Origin of the sequence: Ancylobacter sp. SL191, from assembly GCF_026625645.1 — a bacterium.
In the GTDB taxonomy this organism is placed as follows: domain Bacteria; phylum Pseudomonadota; class Alphaproteobacteria; order Rhizobiales; family Xanthobacteraceae; genus Ancylobacter.
The window spans coordinates 4,637,929-4,654,763 of the sequence record NZ_CP113056.1; the positions used below are offsets into that span (position 1 = coordinate 4,637,929).

Annotated in this window: 18 protein-coding genes; 10 read left to right on the plus strand and 8 right to left on the minus strand. The window is 64.2% G+C overall.

The features are described 5' to 3' along the window. Nucleotides 1-131 precede the first annotated feature (131 nt). Nucleotides 132-1,058 carry a GntR family transcriptional regulator gene (locus OU996_RS21265; protein ID WP_267583616.1) on the plus strand — a complete coding sequence of 309 codons (927 nt, stop codon included), beginning with the start codon at nt 132-134 and terminating at the stop codon, nt 1,056-1,058. Continuing rightward, the gene (locus OU996_RS21270; RefSeq protein ID WP_267583617.1) at nt 1,055-1,978 is read left to right on the plus strand and encodes a sugar kinase; all 924 of its coding nucleotides are present in this window, start codon (nt 1,055-1,057) and stop codon (nt 1,976-1,978) included. Before OU996_RS21265 ends, OU996_RS21270 begins: the two co-directional genes overlap by 4 nt. 32 nt (nt 1,979-2,010) lie before the next feature. Here the strand turns inward: OU996_RS21270 and OU996_RS21275 are convergent, their stop codons facing one another. The 4 genes from OU996_RS21275 to minC form a co-directional block, all read right to left on the minus strand. Then, nucleotides 2,011-2,628 carry an IMPACT family protein gene (locus tag OU996_RS21275; RefSeq protein WP_267583619.1) on the minus strand — a complete coding sequence of 206 codons (618 nt, stop codon included), beginning with the start codon at nt 2,626-2,628 and terminating at the stop codon, nt 2,011-2,013. Between the two features lie 122 nt (nt 2,629-2,750). Then, nucleotides 2,751-3,023 (minus strand): cell division topological specificity factor MinE, encoded by a 273-nt coding sequence (gene minE, locus OU996_RS21280; protein WP_267583620.1) that lies wholly within the window; start codon nt 3,021-3,023, stop codon nt 2,751-2,753. Continuing rightward, nucleotides 3,020-3,832 carry a septum site-determining protein MinD gene (gene minD, locus OU996_RS21285; protein ID WP_267583621.1) on the minus strand — a complete coding sequence of 271 codons (813 nt, stop codon included), beginning with the start codon at nt 3,830-3,832 and terminating at the stop codon, nt 3,020-3,022. Before minD ends, minE begins: the two co-directional genes overlap by 4 nt. A gap of 14 nt (nt 3,833-3,846) precedes the next feature. Then, on the minus strand, nt 3,847-4,545 hold the full coding sequence (gene minC, locus OU996_RS21290; RefSeq protein ID WP_267583622.1) for a septum site-determining protein MinC: 699 nt from the start codon (nt 4,543-4,545) through the stop codon (nt 3,847-3,849). Between the two features lie 450 nt (nt 4,546-4,995). Here minC and OU996_RS21295 point away from each other — a divergent pair, with 450 nt between their 5' ends. The 3 genes from OU996_RS21295 to OU996_RS21305 all read left to right on the plus strand — a co-directional run bounded on the left by OU996_RS21295 (nt 4,996) and on the right by OU996_RS21305 (nt 9,653). After that, entirely contained in the window at nt 4,996-6,876 is a 1,881-nt protein-coding gene (locus OU996_RS21295) for an AAA family ATPase (protein WP_267583623.1), read from the plus strand. Nucleotides 6,877-7,234: 358 nt separating this feature from the next. Next, a complete protein-coding gene (locus OU996_RS21300) occupies nt 7,235-7,765 on the plus strand; it encodes a hypothetical protein (RefSeq protein WP_267583624.1) in 531 nt (176 codons plus the stop codon). Then, nucleotides 7,758-9,653: a phage terminase large subunit family protein gene (locus OU996_RS21305; RefSeq protein ID WP_267583625.1), complete on the plus strand. Its 1,896-nt coding sequence runs from the start codon at nt 7,758-7,760 to the stop codon at nt 9,651-9,653. Before OU996_RS21300 ends, OU996_RS21305 begins: the two co-directional genes overlap by 8 nt. 205 nt (nt 9,654-9,858) lie before the next feature. On the opposite strand, the gene OU996_RS21310 is transcribed toward OU996_RS21305, so the two are convergent. Further along, nucleotides 9,859-10,494 carry a hypothetical protein gene (locus OU996_RS21310; RefSeq protein ID WP_267583626.1) on the minus strand — a complete coding sequence of 212 codons (636 nt, stop codon included), beginning with the start codon at nt 10,492-10,494 and terminating at the stop codon, nt 9,859-9,861. 109 nt (nt 10,495-10,603) lie between these two features. Continuing rightward, nucleotides 10,604-12,232: an RNA-directed DNA polymerase gene (locus OU996_RS21315; protein ID WP_267583627.1), complete on the minus strand. Its 1,629-nt coding sequence runs from the start codon at nt 12,230-12,232 to the stop codon at nt 10,604-10,606. Between the two features lie 149 nt (nt 12,233-12,381). Between OU996_RS21315 and OU996_RS21320 the strand changes: the two genes are divergently transcribed. Continuing rightward, nucleotides 12,382-12,978 carry a hypothetical protein gene (locus OU996_RS21320; protein ID WP_267583628.1) on the plus strand — a complete coding sequence of 199 codons (597 nt, stop codon included), beginning with the start codon at nt 12,382-12,384 and terminating at the stop codon, nt 12,976-12,978. 98 nt (nt 12,979-13,076) lie between these two features. Here OU996_RS21320 and OU996_RS21325 read toward each other — a convergent pair whose 3' ends face one another. Together OU996_RS21325 and OU996_RS21330 are read right to left on the minus strand one after the other, a co-directional pair. Next, on the minus strand, nt 13,077-14,084 hold the full coding sequence (locus OU996_RS21325) for a HEPN domain-containing protein (RefSeq protein WP_267583629.1): 1,008 nt from the start codon (nt 14,082-14,084) through the stop codon (nt 13,077-13,079). A 170-nt stretch (nt 14,085-14,254) separates the two neighbouring features. Continuing rightward, complete coding sequence (locus OU996_RS21330; protein ID WP_267583630.1) at nt 14,255-14,521, minus strand: helix-turn-helix domain-containing protein; 267 nt, start codon at nt 14,519-14,521, stop codon at nt 14,255-14,257. Between the two features lie 504 nt (nt 14,522-15,025). On the opposite strand from OU996_RS21330, the gene OU996_RS21335 reads away from it, so the two are divergent. The 4 genes from OU996_RS21335 to OU996_RS21350 all read left to right on the plus strand — a co-directional run bounded on the left by OU996_RS21335 (nt 15,026) and on the right by OU996_RS21350 (nt 16,661). Continuing rightward, entirely contained in the window at nt 15,026-15,397 is a 372-nt protein-coding gene (locus tag OU996_RS21335; RefSeq protein WP_267583631.1) for a hypothetical protein, read from the plus strand. Beyond that, nucleotides 15,394-15,780: a hypothetical protein gene (locus tag OU996_RS21340; RefSeq protein WP_267583632.1), complete on the plus strand. Its 387-nt coding sequence runs from the start codon at nt 15,394-15,396 to the stop codon at nt 15,778-15,780. The genes OU996_RS21335 and OU996_RS21340 overlap by 4 nt, the downstream gene beginning before the upstream one ends. Beyond that, nucleotides 15,777-16,022, plus strand: coding sequence for a hypothetical protein (locus OU996_RS21345; protein WP_267583633.1), 246 nt, complete (start codon nt 15,777-15,779; stop codon nt 16,020-16,022). Before OU996_RS21340 ends, OU996_RS21345 begins: the two co-directional genes overlap by 4 nt. Before the next feature lie 111 nt (nt 16,023-16,133). After that, complete coding sequence (locus OU996_RS21350) at nt 16,134-16,661, plus strand: MerR family transcriptional regulator (protein ID WP_267583634.1); 528 nt, start codon at nt 16,134-16,136, stop codon at nt 16,659-16,661. Nucleotides 16,662-16,835 lie beyond the last annotated feature (174 nt).

The following is a 16,835-nucleotide window of genomic DNA, read 5'->3' on the forward strand; positions in this document are numbered from 1 at the left end:
ATGGTTCTTATTGGCCGTCTTTTAAATACAAAAATCCACGCTGGACGCGCGCTGTCAATCTGTTTTTAATGTAAAAAAAACGGCGCGCTTCGCACGACGCCGTTGGGGAGACGCAAAGGGGCCGACCGGGCATGAAGGGAAACTCCGTCTTCAAGAGCAGCTTCAACCGCTGCCTTCGACGCTTGTCGGGGCTGTCGGTGGGCGCCGTCCTGCCGTCAGAAAGCGAGCTGGCGCAGAGGCTTGAGGTCAGCCGCACCACCGTGCGCGCGGTGCTGGCGGCGCTCGACCAGCAGGGCATCGTCAAAGGCCCCGCGGGCCAGCGCAGCCTCGCCCGCCACCCACGCGAGGGCGACTATTTCCCGGACACCCAGACGCTCTCGGCCGGCGCGGCGGTTGAGCGGCACTTCATGCAATGGATCCTGCAGGGCGATTTCCGCGCCGGGCAGTTGCTGAACTCCGCCGAGCTGGCCCGCCAGTTCGGCACCTCGACGACGACGATCCGCGAGCATCTGGCCCGCTTCCAGCATTTCGGCCTGCTGGAGCGTCGCCCGAACAGCGCCTGGCTGTTCAAGGGTGTCACCCCGGCCTTCGCTACGGAAGTCTACGATGTGCGCGAGCTGTTCGAGCTGCGCGCCACCCGCAGCTTCATCGAGCTGCCGGACGATTCCCCGCCCTGGCGCGAACTCGACGCCATCGAGCAGGATCACCACGCCTTGCTCGCCAATATCGACACCGACTATCCGCGCTTTCCCGCGCTGGACGAGCGGCTGCACCGGGTCATCCACGAGACCTCGGAGAACCGCTTCATCATCGATTTCTACGACGTGATCTCGACCCTGTTCCACTACACCTATCAGTGGAACAAGGGCGACGAGAAGCAGCGCAACACGACGGCGCTGCTGGAACATCTCGACTACATCCAGGCGCTGCGCAGCCGCGACCCGCGCGCCATCGACGCGCGCTGCCGCAAGCATCTGCGCACCGCCCGCGCCACCCTTCAGCGTTCCATCAGATTCGGGCCGTTCCCTGATGACGCGCCCGCCGGAGTTGCCCCGTGAGCCAGCTTTTTGTCAGCATCGGCGAATGCATGATCGAACTCGCCGTCACCGCTGAGGGGCTGTACCGGCGCGGTTTCGCCGGCGACACGCTGAACACCGCCTGGGGCGTGCGCGGCCTTTCCGGCCCCGATGTCAGCGTGCGTTACCTCACCTGCGTCGGCGACGACACGCCGTCCGACGAGATGGTCCGTTTCATCGGTGACGCCGGCATCGACACCAGCCATATCGGCCGCGTGCCCGGCCGGCCGGTGGGACTCTACATGATCGCGCTGCAGGGCCATGAGCGCACCTTCACCTATTGGCGCGACACCTCCGCCGCCAAGCTGCTCGCCGCCGATCCTGCGACGTTGCGCGCCGACCTCGCGGGGGCGCGCTGCATCTACTTCTCCGGCATCACACTCGCCATCCTCTCGCCGGAGCACCGCGCGACCCTGTTCGCGGCGCTGGCCGAGGCGCGGGCGGCGGGCGCGATGATCGCCTTCGACGCCAATGTGCGCCCGCGCCTGTGGGCGGGGCCGGACGCTTTGCGGGCCGGCATCGAGGCCGGCTATCGCGCCGCCACCATCGCCCTGCCGACCTTCCCGGACGAAGCGGGCCTGTTCGGCGACGCCACGCCGGGCGACGCCGCCCGCCGCATCGCCGGCTATGGGGTGGAAGAGATCGTGGTGAAGGACGGCGCCGAGCCCTGCACGCTCGTCGCCGGTGGCGAAACGCTGAGCCTTCCGGCGGAGCGCGTCGACCAGCCGCTCGACACCACCGGCGCCGGCGACAGCTTCAACGCCGGCTATATCAGCGCCCGCCTCAAGGGCCACCCGCCAGCCGAGGCCGTCGCGCACGCCCACCGCGTCGCCGCCGCCGTCATCGGCACACGCGGGGCTCTACTGGACATGGCGGCGCTGAGCGCGTTGGCGACCGGTTAACCGGGGCCGACGACGTCCCTCGCCGGCCTTGGTCAGAGGTCAGGCTCGCCTGTCCCGTCGCTCCAGCGGATCCCCGAGCGCCCGCTGGTCAGATCGGCCAGCAGTCGGTCCACGCTGCCGGCTTCCGCCTGCGGCGCCGACACCGCGAGGATCGCGCCGCTGTCGGTGAAGGTCTGAACCGTCAGTTGCACGCCTGTCAGCGCGCCGAGCCGCGCCTGCACCAGCGCCAGGTCGCTGAACCCGCAGATGAGCGTGCCGGTGACGGTCGCGATGAGCGCGACCTTGCCGGCTTCGCGCACGCAGAGCGCCGCCGTCCCGCCATAGGCCCGGATCAGGCCGCCGCTGCCCAGAAGAATGCCGCCGAACCAGCGCGTGACGACGACGGCGACATGATCGAGGTGTTGCCCGTCAATCGCGGCGAGGATCGGCTTGCCGGCGGTCCCACTGGGCTCGCCATCGTCGTTGAAGCGGTAGCTCTGCCCGATGCGCCATGCCCAGCAATTGTGATTGGCCGCCGGGTCCGACTGTGCCGCGATGAACGCCTTCGCTGCCGCCTCGTCCGCCACGGGACTGGCAATCGCGATGAAGCGGCTCTTCTTGATCTCCTGCTGGCAGTGAGCAGGTTCAGCGAGGGTGAAGCGTGCGACCATGGGCTCGTCTACCATGATGGAAGACCGCGATCTCCCCGCCCTGCCCTCCACAAGCAGGAAGCCCGGAGCCGCTGCCGGTCCCGGGCTTCCCATCGCAGATGGCCGGCGTTTCGTGCGTGCCGTCAGGCGGCGCGGCTGGCCGACAGATTGACGTCGCCGCGCACCTCGACCTCGATCTCGAGGATTGACATCGGCGTGCCGCGTTCCAGGCGAACCTTCACATTGTCCTGCTCGCAGGGCACGTGCTTGGCGACCACGGCCAGAATGTCCTCGCGCAGGCGCGAGAGCAGATCGTCGCCGCCCAGCACCTGGCGCTCATGCGACAGCAGGATCTGCAGCCGTTCCCGCGCCTGGGGGGCGCTGCCGTGAGAGAAGAAGCGCTTCCATAAGGTCATGCCGCCCTCCGCAGGAGCTTGCTGAACAGGCCGCCACGCTGCCGGGGCAGTTCCATGGCGACGTCCTCGCCCTTGAGGCGCCGCGCCGCGTCCTGATAGGCGCGGGCCGGCGCGCTGTTCGGGTCATGGATGGAAACCGGAACGCCCATATTGGACGCCTTGAGCACATCATTGCTCTCCGGAACGATGCCGAGCAGCGGCAGCGACAGGATTTCCAGAACGTCCTCGGTCTTCAGCATGTCGCCGCGCGCCGCGCGGACGGGATCGTAGCGCGTCAGCAGCAGGCGTTTGTCCACCGTCTCGCCGCGCTCGGCCTTCAGCGTCTTGGAATCGAGGATGCCGACGATGCGGTCGCTGTCGCGCACCGAGGAGACTTCCGGGTTGGTGACGACGATGGCGATCTCGGCATGGCGCATGGCGAGCGTCGCGCCGCGCTCGATACCGGCCGGGCTGTCGCAGATGACCCAGTCGAAATGCTGCGACAGCAGGCCGATGACCCGGTCGACGCCTTCTTCCGTGAGCGCGTCCTTGTCCCGCGTCTGCGAGGCCGGCAGCAGGAACAGCGAATCCAGCCGCTTGTCCTTGATCAGCGCCTGCGGCAGCCGGGCATCGCCCTGGATGACGTTGACGAAGTCGTAGACGACCCGGCGCTCGGCACCCATGATCAGGTCGAGATTGCGAAGCCCGACGTCGAAATCGACGACGACGACCTTGTCGCCGGTGCGGGCCAGGGCAGCGCCGATGGCGGCGGTCGTCGTCGTTTTACCGACGCCACCCTTTCCCGACGTGACTGTGATGATCTTAGCCATGTCTTGCTTCGCTCCTAAAGCGCTGTAATTCGCAGGGTTTCGTCTTCGGTCGATACGCGGACCGCCTTGCCCCGGAAGGCGTCGTCAATATCCTCGGCGGTGCGGTAGATGCCGTCCACCGCCAGCAGCTCGGCGTCGAGCTTGGTGCAGAAGATCTGCGCCGTGGCGCCGAATGTCGCGCCGGCGATGGCGCGGCCGGCGAGGGTGCCGTAAACATGGATCGAGCCGCCGGCGATGATCTCGGCACCGGCGCCGACCGAGCCGATGATCGTCACATCGCCTTCGAGGCAGACGATGGACTGGCCGGAGCGCACGCGCCGCTCGACCAGCAGGTTGGCCGGCTCGGCGGGCTTGCGCGGCGGCTCCGGGGCGACCGCGACGTCGATCGTCGGCAGCGTGCTGTCGCGCCCGCCGCGCAGGATGGGCGGCATGGCGGCATCCACCAGGCTCGGGCGGACGCCTTCCAGCCCGACCAGCCGGACGCCGCGCGTCGCCAGTTCCCCGATCCAACGCTCGACATCGGCCTTGCTCTGCGCCGTGTCAGCAAGGTCGAGAACGACGGTGCGGCCTTTGAAGAAACCGGGGGAGCGCTGAAGCCACACGTCGAAATCGACCAGCCACGCCTCCAGCGGCACATCGGCCACCAGCGTCATCGCCATGAACGAGCGTCCACGGAAACGGATCGACGGCCCGGTTTGACTGACAGCGTTCACGAAACGAATCTCCCCAACTGAGGGATAGATTCAGTTAATCTAGGTTAACGAGTGGTTAATCAGCTCCGTGATCTCCACCGCCGGAGGGCGCCCGCATCCTCGGCACGGGCGGCACCTGCCGCCGAGGCCAAGCGTCGATCGAGCCTCGTCTCGCACGCCGGATAGAGGTATAACAATACCAATGATCCGGCCAAAGCCTGCAGGCTTCAAGCTCAGCTAAGTTAAACGAATTTCAGGGTTTTTGAGCTTCGGCGAGTCACCTGAAGCGGGAAAATGGTGCCAGGGACGGAGTCGAACCGCCGACACTGCGATTTTCAGGCGCCTGCCGTCTGATATTCATCAGATGCTTACGGCGATTCTTGGCGTCAACCTGAAGGGTACTTTTCAAGCACTTAGCGACGATTTGTCAAACCATGCTTGCCTCCCCCATGCGGCCAAGGGAGTGCGGCAATGACCGATTTTCCCGACCTGATGGGGGCGGTTGCGGGGCGGCTTCTCGGGGAACCTAACCGGGGCATGTCGTCGAAGGACGAACTGCGCTTCGGCACCCATGGCAGCCTGTCGGTCAAGGTGGGCGGTCCGCACAAGGGTACATGGACCGACCATGAGGCCGGAGAAGGCGGCGGCGTGCTCGACCTCATCGCCCGATTGAAGGGCGGCGGGCGCGAGGGCGCGCTGAGTTGGCTGAAGCAGACCTTCCCCGACTTCGCCGGCCGGCCGGAAGCGCCCTCCTCCGGGCGGCGCATCACATCGACCTATCCCTATGTCGACGAAGCCGGAACGCTGCTTTTCGAGGTGGTGCGCTATGAGCCCAAAGAGTTCCGCCAGCGCCGGCCGGACGGCGCCGGCGGGTTCGCGTGGAACCTGCAGGGTGTGCGGCCGGTGCCGTATCATCTGCCGGAGCTGATCGAGGCCATCGGCTCGGAACGCACCGTCTTCATTGTCGAAGGCGAGAAGGACGTCGACCGGCTACGCCAGCTCAACGTGCCGGCGACATGCAATGCCGGCGGCGCCGGCAAGTGGAAGCTGGACTTCGTCGAGCACTTCGTGGGCGCGGACGTCGTGATCGTGCCCGACAATGACGATCCCGGCCGCGAGCACGCCGAGAAGGTGGCGCGGGCACTCCACCCGGTGGCGGCACGGGTACGCGTGTTGACCCTGCCGAACCTCCCTCGCAAGGGGGACGTGTCGGACTGGCTGCAGGCCGGCGGCACGGTGGACGAATTGCACCGTCTGGTGGAAGCGACGCTCGACTGGCGCCCGGCCGCCACGACCCGGCTGCCTGCCGTGTGGTGGGGCGACGAGGACAAGCAGCCCCCGCTCTCCTGGCTGGTGAAGGGTCTGCTGATCGAGGGCGGCTTCTCCACCGTCTACGGCCCGCCCGGCACCTCCAAGAGCTTCCTCGTGCTCGACCTCGCGCTGCACGTCGCCCATGGCCGCGACTGGTTCGGCCGGCGGGTAGCAACGGGCGGGGTGGTCTATGTCTCGGGCGAAGGCGGCTCGGGCATGCGCATGCGCATGAAGGCGTGGCGACAGGAGAAGGCCGGCGAGGATGGCAAGCCTTTCGTGCTGATCCCCTCTTCCGTAAACCTCTATGACGACGAGGAAGGCGTCGAGACGCTGATCGCGGACGTGAAGGACCATCACGCCCGCATGCGCGAGCCGCTGCGCCTCGTCGTGCTCGACACGCTGTCGCGCATGATCGGCTCGGGCGACGAGGACAAAGCGCGGGACATCAATGTCGTGGTGCAGAAGGCGGAGCGGATCCAGCGCGAGCTGGGCTGCCACGTCCTGGTCGTGCATCACTCCGGCAAAGACCGCGACCGTGGCGCGCGGGGCTCCAATGCCCTGCTCGGCGCCGTGGACGCGGCAATCGAGATCATCCGTCACGACGAGACGGGTGTGTGCGAAGGCAAGATCGCGAAGGTGAAGGACGGCGGCGATATCGCGCCCTTCAAGTACGAGCTGCTGCAATCGGTTCTCGGGACTGACGAGGATGGTGATGACATCACCTCCTGCGTCATCGCGCCCACGGATGCGAGCACCGGCGAGGCGAAGGGCACCACGCGGCTGACCGACACGGCGCGCATCGCGCTCGATGCACTGACGATGGCCCTGACCGAGGAAGGACAGCCTTCCCCAGGGGGTCAGGTGCCCAACAGCGTGCGCGTCGTCGCCATCGATAGGTGGCGCGAATACGCCTACCGGCGCGGCGTGAGCCCGTCAGAGGAGCCGGACGCCAAGCGGCAGGCGTTCCACCGTGCGCGTCAGAAGCTGCAGACCAGCCGGCTGATCGGCATCTGGGGAGACTGGGTATGGATGATCCAGTGAGCGTGACAGGCGTGACAAGGCGTGACCGTCACGGGTTGTCACAGCCGGAGCGTGACACCGTGACATCCCCCTTTAGGGGGTGTCACGGTGTCACGAACCCAGGGGCTGCCGGTCACGCCGACACGGCCGGCCAGACGCTGGTCGAACTGGCCGACCGGGTGCGGCGTCTGGTGCCCAGCCACCGAGACCCCGAGGCGTTCCACGAGGCCAAGTCCGAGATCGAGGCGGAGCTGCGGCGGCTGTCACGGGTCCTCCCGGCAGACTTGGTATGCGGGAGGCGACAGCGCTTGAGTTCGCTAGACGGGGCGGGTTTGAGCCCTAAAGTCTCCGGCTTGAGAAAGGGTTGAGGATGCAGGATTTGCATAGCTCTCCCCTGTTCGGTGACGTGACCGGCAAGCCGGCGGAAACGCTCTCCAAGAAGGGCTTTGCCGAGGCGATCGGCGTCTCGGCAGGCCGCGTCTCGCAGCTCATCGCCAGCGGGCTTCCCGTCGAGCCGAACGGACGCATCCACGTGGCGCGTGGCAAGGCGTGGGTGGCCGAGAACGTCGACCCGAACCGGCGGCGCGCCTCGCTCGAAATGCCCTCCGCCCCGTCCGCGCTTGTCTCGCATCGTGCGGTACGCGACGCGGCGGAGGCGCAGATCGCCCGGCTGAAGGCGGAGCGCATGGGGCGGGCGCTGATCGACCGAGCGGCGACGCTGCGCACCATCGAGAGCCGCGCCCGCCTCGAGCGAGACGCCTGGCTCGGCTGGGTAAACCGGGCGGCGCCGGAGATCGCTTCCACGACCGGCGCCGACCTCGCCGCTACCGTCGCCGTGCTCGACCGGCTGGTGCGCGCCCAGCTCGTCACCCTGGCTGATCTGCCGCTGGAGAACCTCCCCGATGACTGACCCGGCGCATGGCGACCTCGCAGACTTGACCGCCGAGCTGGTCGATGCCGCCTGGCGTCGCGGCCTGCGGCCGGAGCTGCAGATGACGGTGACGGAGTGGGCGGACGCCAACCGCACCCTGCCGGGCACCAATGCCGAGCCGGGGCCGTGGCGCACGTCGCGCGTGCCCTATCTCGCCGAGATCATGGATTGCCTTTCCACGGCCTCCCCCGTCGAGCGGGTGGTGCTGATGAAGGGGGCACAGACCGGCGGCACCGAGGCGGGTCTCAACGCCATCGGCTATTGGGTGGCGCATGCGCCGGGGCTGATCCTCGCCGTGTGGCCGTCGATCGACATGGTGCGCCGTAACTCGCGCACCCGCATCGAGCCGCTGATCGAGGGCACGCCCGCTCTCAGAAGCCGCATCGCTCCCGCTCGATCGAAAGACCCCGGCAACACGGTTGGCCTGAAGGAATTTCCCGGCGGCGCCCTCATCATGACCGGCGCCAACTCCGCCACCGGCCTGCGCTCCACCCCGGCACGCTATCTCGTGCTCGACGAAGTGGACGCCTTCCCCGCCGATGCCGATGGCGAAGGCGACCCGGTGGCTCTGGCTGTCCAGCGCACCGTGACCTTCCGAGGCCGGCGCAAGATCTTCCTTATCTCCACCCCGACCGAGGCCGGGGTGTCGCGTATCGAGAAGGCGTATGCCGAGAGCGATCAACGCCGCTTCTTCGTGCCGTGCCCGCATTGCGGCACGTATCAGGCGCTGAACTGGCGTGGCGTGACCTGGCCGGAGGGCGAGCCGCGCAAGGCGTTCTATACCTGCGAGGCCTGCGGCGGCGTGATCGAGGAGGCCGACAAGCCGGCGATGTTGGCCAAGGGCGAATGGCGCGCCACGGCCGAGGGAGACGGGCTCACCGCCGGCTTCCACCTCTCCGCGCTGTACTCGCCCTTTGAAAGTTGGGGCGAGATCGCCGCCGACTTCCTCACTTCCAAGCGCGACCCGGCTCGAATGAAGACATGGACCAATCTCAAGCTCGGCGAGGCCTATGAAGACCGGGACATGGCGCCGCTGGCGCCGGACAGCCTTGCCGCCCGTGGCCTTCCCTGCGACCCGCCGTGGACAGAGCTTCTGCCGGAAGGCGTCGCTGTCATCACTGCCGGCGTCGACACCCAGGACGACCGCATTGAAGTGGAGCTTGTCGGTTGGGGACGGGGCGAGGCCAGTTGGTCGCTCGACTATGACATCATCCATGGCGACACCTCGCGCCTGGAAGTGTGGGCGGCACTCGATCGCCTGCTCTCCCGCCGCTTCCGCCACCCGAAGGCCATCCCCGACCTTCCCGTGCTCGCCGTTGCCATCGATTCCGGCGGGCACCGCACCGACCAGGTGATGCGGTTCTCGGCCGAGCGGCTGAACCGCCGCATATGGGCAATCAAGGGCCGAGGCGGGCCGGGCGTGCCGCCCTGGCCGAAGCGCCCGCCCAAGCTGCGCAGCGCCAGTCTCGCTCCGGTTCACATTGTCGGCGTCGATACGCTCAAGCACGGGCTGCTCTCGCGCCTGCGCATCGACGATGGCGGCCCCGGCGCCTGCCACTGGCCGGCCGAGCGCGACTATCTCTGGTTCACCGGCCTCGTCGCCGAGCGCCCCGTGCGCCGCTACACGCGCGGCGTCGCCCGCATCGAGTGGGTTCCCGACCCAGGCGTGCGCAACGAGCCCCTCGACTGCCGCGTCTACGCCACGGCCGCCCTGCACGGGCTCTACGCCGCCGGCATGAGCCTGGCGGAGATGGTGGGCAAGGTGGAGGTGGCGGAGGTGCGGGCTGGGGCTATGGGGGCGGAGGATCGTGGCAAGGTGGCGCCGCGCCGGGCGCCGACCGTGGTGCGGTCAAGCTGGGTGGGGTGAGGGAGTGAGCATGGCCCCTAAGAAGCCTTCATAGCAGTGGTCATAGGTGAACTGCAGGGATGACCTGCTGAGCTGCTGCACGCATTGCGGGCCCCTTTTCGCCGGCGGACCATTGCCGACTTTGCCCGAATGCGTGCTTGAGCAGAGCTATGGCTCCTAGAACGATGAATCCCAAGGCTGATTGCGGGCTTGTGCTTGCGACATTTCACCGTCGGTCGAAATCCTGCCCGACCGCAGATCGCAATAATTCGACGAGTTCGACGCGGTTCGAGGATGCGGATGCCGACCGGAGCAGATAGTCGTAATTCACTAGAAGGGCTGCGTTGCGGCGGGGGTTCAGCAGGAGCACGTTCGACCAAACCTGACCGTTGTTCTCAACAGTTCGGGCATATTGAAGGAGCCAGTACATAAGCACCTGCCGGAAATCGCTCGCTCCAAAATTTCGTCCGATATGCTTGACCTCGATGAGTGTCGTGCCGAGAGCGAAGTCTCCGTTGCCGGACGCCACCCAGCCGAGGCCGGGAATAAGGGGCGCTTGCTCAAGACTGTCCGAAGGCTGTTGAGTTCGGATGCTGTCCAGCATAGCTACTAGATTGCGGGCTGCGTGATCAGCGACCAAGATATCGCTCGGCTCAAGTTTCTCGGGAATGCGCGCGTCGAAATGGCGAAGCTGTCGTGATGATGCGACATTGAGGCACTCCTCCCACGACGCGGTAACTCCGCTGCCGCGAAGTTCGCTTTCGGCTCTGACCATTGCGATTTCGAAGAGCATCGCATTCTGAAGGCTGCTGGCTTCAATTGCTGCTGCCGGGATGGGTTCGATGCCGCCGAAGGTGAACATTTCGGCATTTAGTGCATTAACGAGCCCAGCGGTCAGGCGGGGAAAGAGGATGTCGAGAACGCCTGGAATATCTCGCGCAACCGTCCGTGGGTCGCGTGCAGGGAGGCGTCTAACTGGCATGCGCCACCCAATCCTGGAACAGGGCTCCGAAGTCGCCCTGGGTGTGCTTCTCTATTCCAAGCCGCCAAGCCACTGATAGCGCGCCGCGCAACTGATTTCGTGAGTGCTCGCCCTCATCTCCGAATGCACCTGCCGCCAGCCAGAGCATCCGTTGTTCGTCAGCCCCCATGGTCTGCCACTGGTTGCGAAGACGGGTGAAGCTCGCTCGGTCGCGCCAGTGGCGCCAACAGTCGATGCAGGCACGACGAACCGATGCAGACTGTGTGTGGTCGTAGGTCCTGCGCACGAAGACGCCGCGGATGTCGGTCCTGACGAACCGGATCGCCCGTAGGTAATGAAGCATGTTGGCTTCTGGAACGAGAAGATGGGCAGCGGCGCCCGGGATGCGGTCGAGCAGTTGGTCGATGACATCGAAGATCGAAGCAAACTCGTCATTTGCCCGAACAGCATAGACGCCACGCATGATCTTCGACCAAGAGGCGCGGAAAGAATCGAGATTGTTGGTATCGAGAAGAGTAGCGCAAAGCTGAACTGCGATGCTCGGCTCCTGAAACTTGAGCGCGCGTCCGATCTGGGCGAGCACGAACGCGTCTGGCTGTGACTTCTCCCGTTCGAGGTCGAGCAGAAAAGATATGTCTATCTTCTCGAACGATTGCTTGAGTTTCTCGTACTCGGCTGTGGCGCTATCAGAATAAGGGTCGAAATGGAGATCCAACTCCCTCAGCGCGAGACTCGCATCCTCGCCATCACCCAACTGGGCCGCGACGAAGTCGCGATAGTGTTTCGCACTAAGGATCGTCGTTTTACTACGGTTGAGAGAAAGTCCATAATCTGCGAGCGCGTGTGATAGATTCGACAGCGCTTTATAGGCGTCCTGCCGGGAACGACAGATCAATGTATAGTCGTCGACATAACGATGCCAGGCGAGTCCGCCATCAGTGAGAGAGCGATCGATCGGCGTCATCATCACTTCGGCCAGTATCCGCGAGCACTGACCACCGACCGGCAGACCAAACGAACGACCGGCCGCCAGTTGGCTCAGTATACGATCAATTTGAACTGCTACGGTCGAGGCAGGCGCCAGATCCTTGACGATGTTCTCCAATCGATGATGATAAATATGCTCATAGAAGCTCGAGATATCGGTCTGAATGACGACGGATCCCTCCTCATTCAGGTCGAGTTCGTCTAGGGTTGCGAGCTTATAGCTGCGCCATGACCTGCTACGATCGAAAAATCCCGGACCTTGGGACGCAAGCCGATAGGAGTGCGCCCGATCGCTCCTCTGGCTTTCATTCGCTTCCGCAATCGCCAGGCCAAGGCCGTTGAGATAGAGGTTCCAGAACGGATGGATTTTCGTCGTGATGCGGAAACCGTGCGGCCCTGACGGAACTAGCAGTCGTTCTGCCGCGATTGCCAGCCCATTCATGAAACTGGCGACCTTCCCGACTTTGCCTTTTTCGATGTTCTGAAAAAGATCGTGGCAGAGCGCTGCTAGATCGTCGGCCCTCTCCTTCACGAAACCGGCATCTAAATCATAGGGTAGCGTGTCGTTGTCACCGCTGTGCCCAATCTCAAGCGCCGCCCGCAAGAAACAACTTGTGTCGACTTTGATCATATCGAAATTACCTCTCGCATGGCATATCGAGAGGACGGCCACCCCGATGCCACTATCTTGCAGAGGGACGAATCTCGTGTCCAGCATCGGGCGGTTAGAAGCTAGACACTTGAGACACATGGTGACTCCTGAGACACGGATGCGAGGACATGCACGGGTGCCCGCCTGGGTCGATCTGGCCTGCCGATAACGAGGACGATGCCCAGATACGTGAAGTCTACTCGCGTTATGGCCTTGCCATGTATCAGGCGCAGGTGCTCGAACACGGGATGGTCAACGCGGTCATCATCGCCCGCATGATGCCAACGTTGCACGGGCATCCGAACCGCTCGGCGTGGGAGGACGCATTCGACCGCGCCTACGATGTCGAACTGGCCAAGACGTTCGGCAACATGCTCCGCGCACTCGCGTCGCTCAACCCGCCGGAGGAACTGCTGGCGCGATTGCGCAGCGCGAAGTCCGCGCGCGACCGGCTCGCGCATAGTTTCTTCCGCGAGCACGCCGAGGACTTCCTCAGTCGGAGCGGTCGGACCAAGATGATCGCCGAGTGCGAAGACGCGATCAAGATGTTCTCCGCGATAGATGCCAATTTGGAGGAGCACATACGGCCGCAGCGCGAACGGCATGGCATCACCAATGAATGGATCGAAAGGCACCTCGCAGCAGCGATGGCGAGCGCGCGCGAAGCCGCATGCTCCGCCCCTGATTTCTCAACGACTAGTGGCCACTATCGGTCAGAAGAATGAAGATCAGATTTGAGATAATGTTTCAATGTCGGAAGCGCGAACCCTAATTATCTCAATGGTCGCGGAAGTGCCCGAATGGACGGGAAGCGGAAGGAAGATCAGATCGCGACTTCAATGCCCAAGCGATCTCGAGCTTTGCGCGCACCTAGGATCGCCTCCACGAAAAACTCGGATGACTTGTCATCCGACGCTTCCACGGCGGAACGAAAGCTCGGGTCCTCATCATCGAAATAGAGCGCCTGAAGGGCCCGACATATATGATCAACAATCTTTGAGCACTCGCGCAGCTGATCCATTTCCGTCGGCTTGAAGGACGCGCCGTGTACAGTCTTCGAGCGGAACCCGTACGCCCTCTTCATCAGTTTGAATATGGCAACGCGCTTTGGACCCGGCCCGACAAGTACGGCCGCGACCCGCTCGGAAACTTGGTGGCTGAGCTCCTGCTGCGAGGTCGAAACAAGTGCCTCCAGTCCTGAACAATATAGCGCGATTTTTACAGCGACATCATGACTCGAGCGTGCCGCTCCAATGAAGTACTCGAATCGTTGCAAGCGCAGCAACTCCTTGGATAAGGCCGTAGGCGCACCACTCGCCCCGAGATAAGTTCCCATCTGCCGACGCGAACGTCGTACGATCTGAAACTCGTCGAACGAAAAAGATACCTCATTAAACAAGCCGTCCGCGCAGGATGGTCGCGACGACCAAACATTATTATTGACTATAGTGCTACCGTTTATTTTTCCGGCGATCCAAGCTCGGTCAAAATGGCAGGCGTTATCTTTAATCATCCACAGCATCGAATCAAGAATCTGGACTGCAACCATATCATCGATCAATTGATCAGCTAACGCCTGCGATACATGCTCCCGTCTTTCGGATTGACACTCAATAGTTCCTTTACGGTAAATAACAGCTTTTGCCACAATTGTCAGATAGTCAAACTCAATGCTACCAATAGACCGACAAAGAGGCAAAACCAAATCGAGTATGACTCCTTTATCTGTCGTAATAAAGTAATTTTCTAAAAATTTACTTCCATTCCGTGAATACTTTGGCAAAGAAATTTGATCTAGTCCGCAAAAAAACGTTGTTTCAATTATTTCCAATGATTTTCACTCCCTAACGCGAACGATTTCACGTATAGAAAATCTCGATGGCGCAACGAAATTAGTCAACGCGCAGTTTGGCCAGCACTAATTGCCATGCTTGCTGGGGAATCTCCGCTTTCCGCCCGGCAGACAACCTCCGGAAAATGGCGCAACTCGGCAAGCCGATTTCACGCGGCGGGCTCTCGTCGCTCCTTCCTCAACCGCACCCCGGGCCCTTCGCCGTTCTCGGCGACGAAGATGACGCCGGCAGCTTCGAGAGCGCGCTGAATCGCGGCAAGATTGTTTACCGTCGGCGACCTGCGGCCCTTCTCGAAATCGCGAACGGTGCTTTCGCTTAGGTTCGAGGCCTGAGCAAGCGCCGACTGAGACCAGTCTAGGAGCCCCCTGGCAGCCCGCGACTGCGCGGGCGTAATCGCAGAGTTGGCGCTTTCCATTTATGATCCACGAAAACCGTTGACATTCTCTGACAATCAACGCTATCCGTTGATCGTCAACGAATTTCTATCACAGGAGCACGCGCATGGACAGCCATGCCCGCGAACGGGAGACGTGCGTCACGCGGCCCGGCAGCGTTGCGGCTGAGGGCCGCTAGCGGGATGGGCGGGGTGCGTTCAGACAAGCGCATGCGGGGCATCCGGGGCCGCGCGCCCGTCAAGGCGCGCTGGACTTCCTGCCCGGCGTGGAACGCACCCCGCCCGCCACCGGCCGGAGCCTCGCCCCGGCGGGTAGGTGCCTCTGACCTCCGCGCGCTGATCTTGGCCAGCGCGCGGAGGGCACCGCACCCGTCACAGGCTGAGGCCCCGGCCCGGAGGGGCGTGGCGCGGCCGGCCGCCGCGCTGGGATTCCGGGACAGCGCGGTGCGCGCCGCGCCCCTTCGTCATCGAGCCTGCCGGTGGCGTCCGCCACCTTTCAACCTTCACACATTGAGGAGCACGCGCATGGACAGCCATGGTCGCGAACGGGAGAGCCTTGTTTACAGCCGGCGCCAGGCGCTTTGCCTAGGCGCGGCCCTTGTTGCGGGTCCCACGAGCGTCGTTGCGCTCGCCATCCCACCTCAAGAGCGCATTGCAAGAGCCCTGAAGGAAATCGAGGCGGCACTCGCCGAGATCTACCCCGGCGCTTATCAGCGGCCCGTTGTGGAGCTGCCCGCCCCGGAGGCCTTTGCCTCTCCGCTCTTCTCCGATGGCACCTTCATGTCCGGCAGGATGGCCATGGTGTCGATCACGGCCGACTCATTCCACGAGCGCTACAGCGCTGGCCTGGTCTGCCGCGAGGATTACAGCCGGTTCACCGGGAGGGTGCAGGCATGAGCGGGGATCTGTTCGGTTCGATGGCATGCTCTGATGGGCTACGGTCCTCGCGCCTCCGGCTGGAGATGGTGCCCAGCGACAGCATGGAGCCGACCCTGCGCAGTCAGTGGGACCACGTGCTGGTGCAGCCCTGTACCGCCTACCGAGGTGAAGGGCTTTATCTGCTGCAGACCCCATTCGGCGGATGGAAGCTGACGAGGGCATCAAGCACCCTCAACGGCAAGGGGCAGTTGCTGCTCTATGTCGACAACAAGCGCTACGGCGAGCACCTCGTCTCGATCGACTGGTTCAACGAGAACGTGCTCGGCATCGTGGTCGCGGACATCAAGATCCGCGATCACCGCGTGTTGCAGCCTTCCGGCACACCGGAGGTGCGGCCATGAACGCCCACACCCGCGAGTTCGTCATGGTGGAGCGCCAGCGCCTGCGCGAGCGGGCCGAGCGCACCATTGAAGCGCTGATCGTGCTGCTCGATGAGCTGGACGGTGACCCCGATGAAGAGGATGGCGGCGACGACGAACCTGACAGCGACCGCGAATACGACCCCTCGGAGGATGGCATCGCGGACGCGGAGGGCATGGTCGAGCAGTGGGGCGGGGTTTGGAACGGGTGGCGGGTCGAGTGACCACGCGCCCAAATAATAGCTCCGTACCATCCATTAGCACTTTTCAGTCGTGTGGGACTTCACACGTGAGAACGAACGCGCTATCACTATGCGTCACGTGGGAGTTCACACATGACCGAGATCGGCACCAGCATCACCATTCACCGGGCGCGCTTCACCGCCCCGGAAGTCGAGGAGATCACCGGCGTGCCGCAGGTGGTCATTCGCGACTGGCGCCGTCGCAAGCTGCTCGGCAGGCTCCAGACAGAGATGGTCGGGCGCCGCGGCGCCTATACCGCTTTCGATCTTGGCTATCTCACGGTCCTGCACGACCTGACCTCGAAGGGCATGGCCATCGGCCAGGCGTTGATCGCGGCCGATGTGGCGGCGCCGCTGGTCGAGAGCTATGCCGAGTTCGCCACTTCCAAGGGGCCCGACGCCACCTTCGTTGGCCTGCACGGCTCTCGCCTCGCCCGATACGTGATCGTGGCGGGCGATGGCGAGATCGTTCGGGCGGGCAGCCTGGGCGATTGGGAGACCTTTCGCGACAAGGAAGGCAAATCGGCCTCTGGCATTGTCATCGACTGCAAGGCCCTCGGCGAGCAGATCGCGGGCAAGGCGCCGCGTCCCGTCGTCTCCGTCGAGCGGAGCGCGCCGTGATGGGCAACGTTCTTTCCTCTCTCTTTGATCGCGCCAAGAGCGTGATGCGCCCCTCGCTGCGCTCCTATGAGGGCGCGGCGACGGGCCGTCGTGTGTCGGGCTGGGGCAGGACGGCGAACCAGCACGGCGCGGCGCAGGCGGCGCGTGCCCCGCTCGGCTATCGCGCTCGCTATC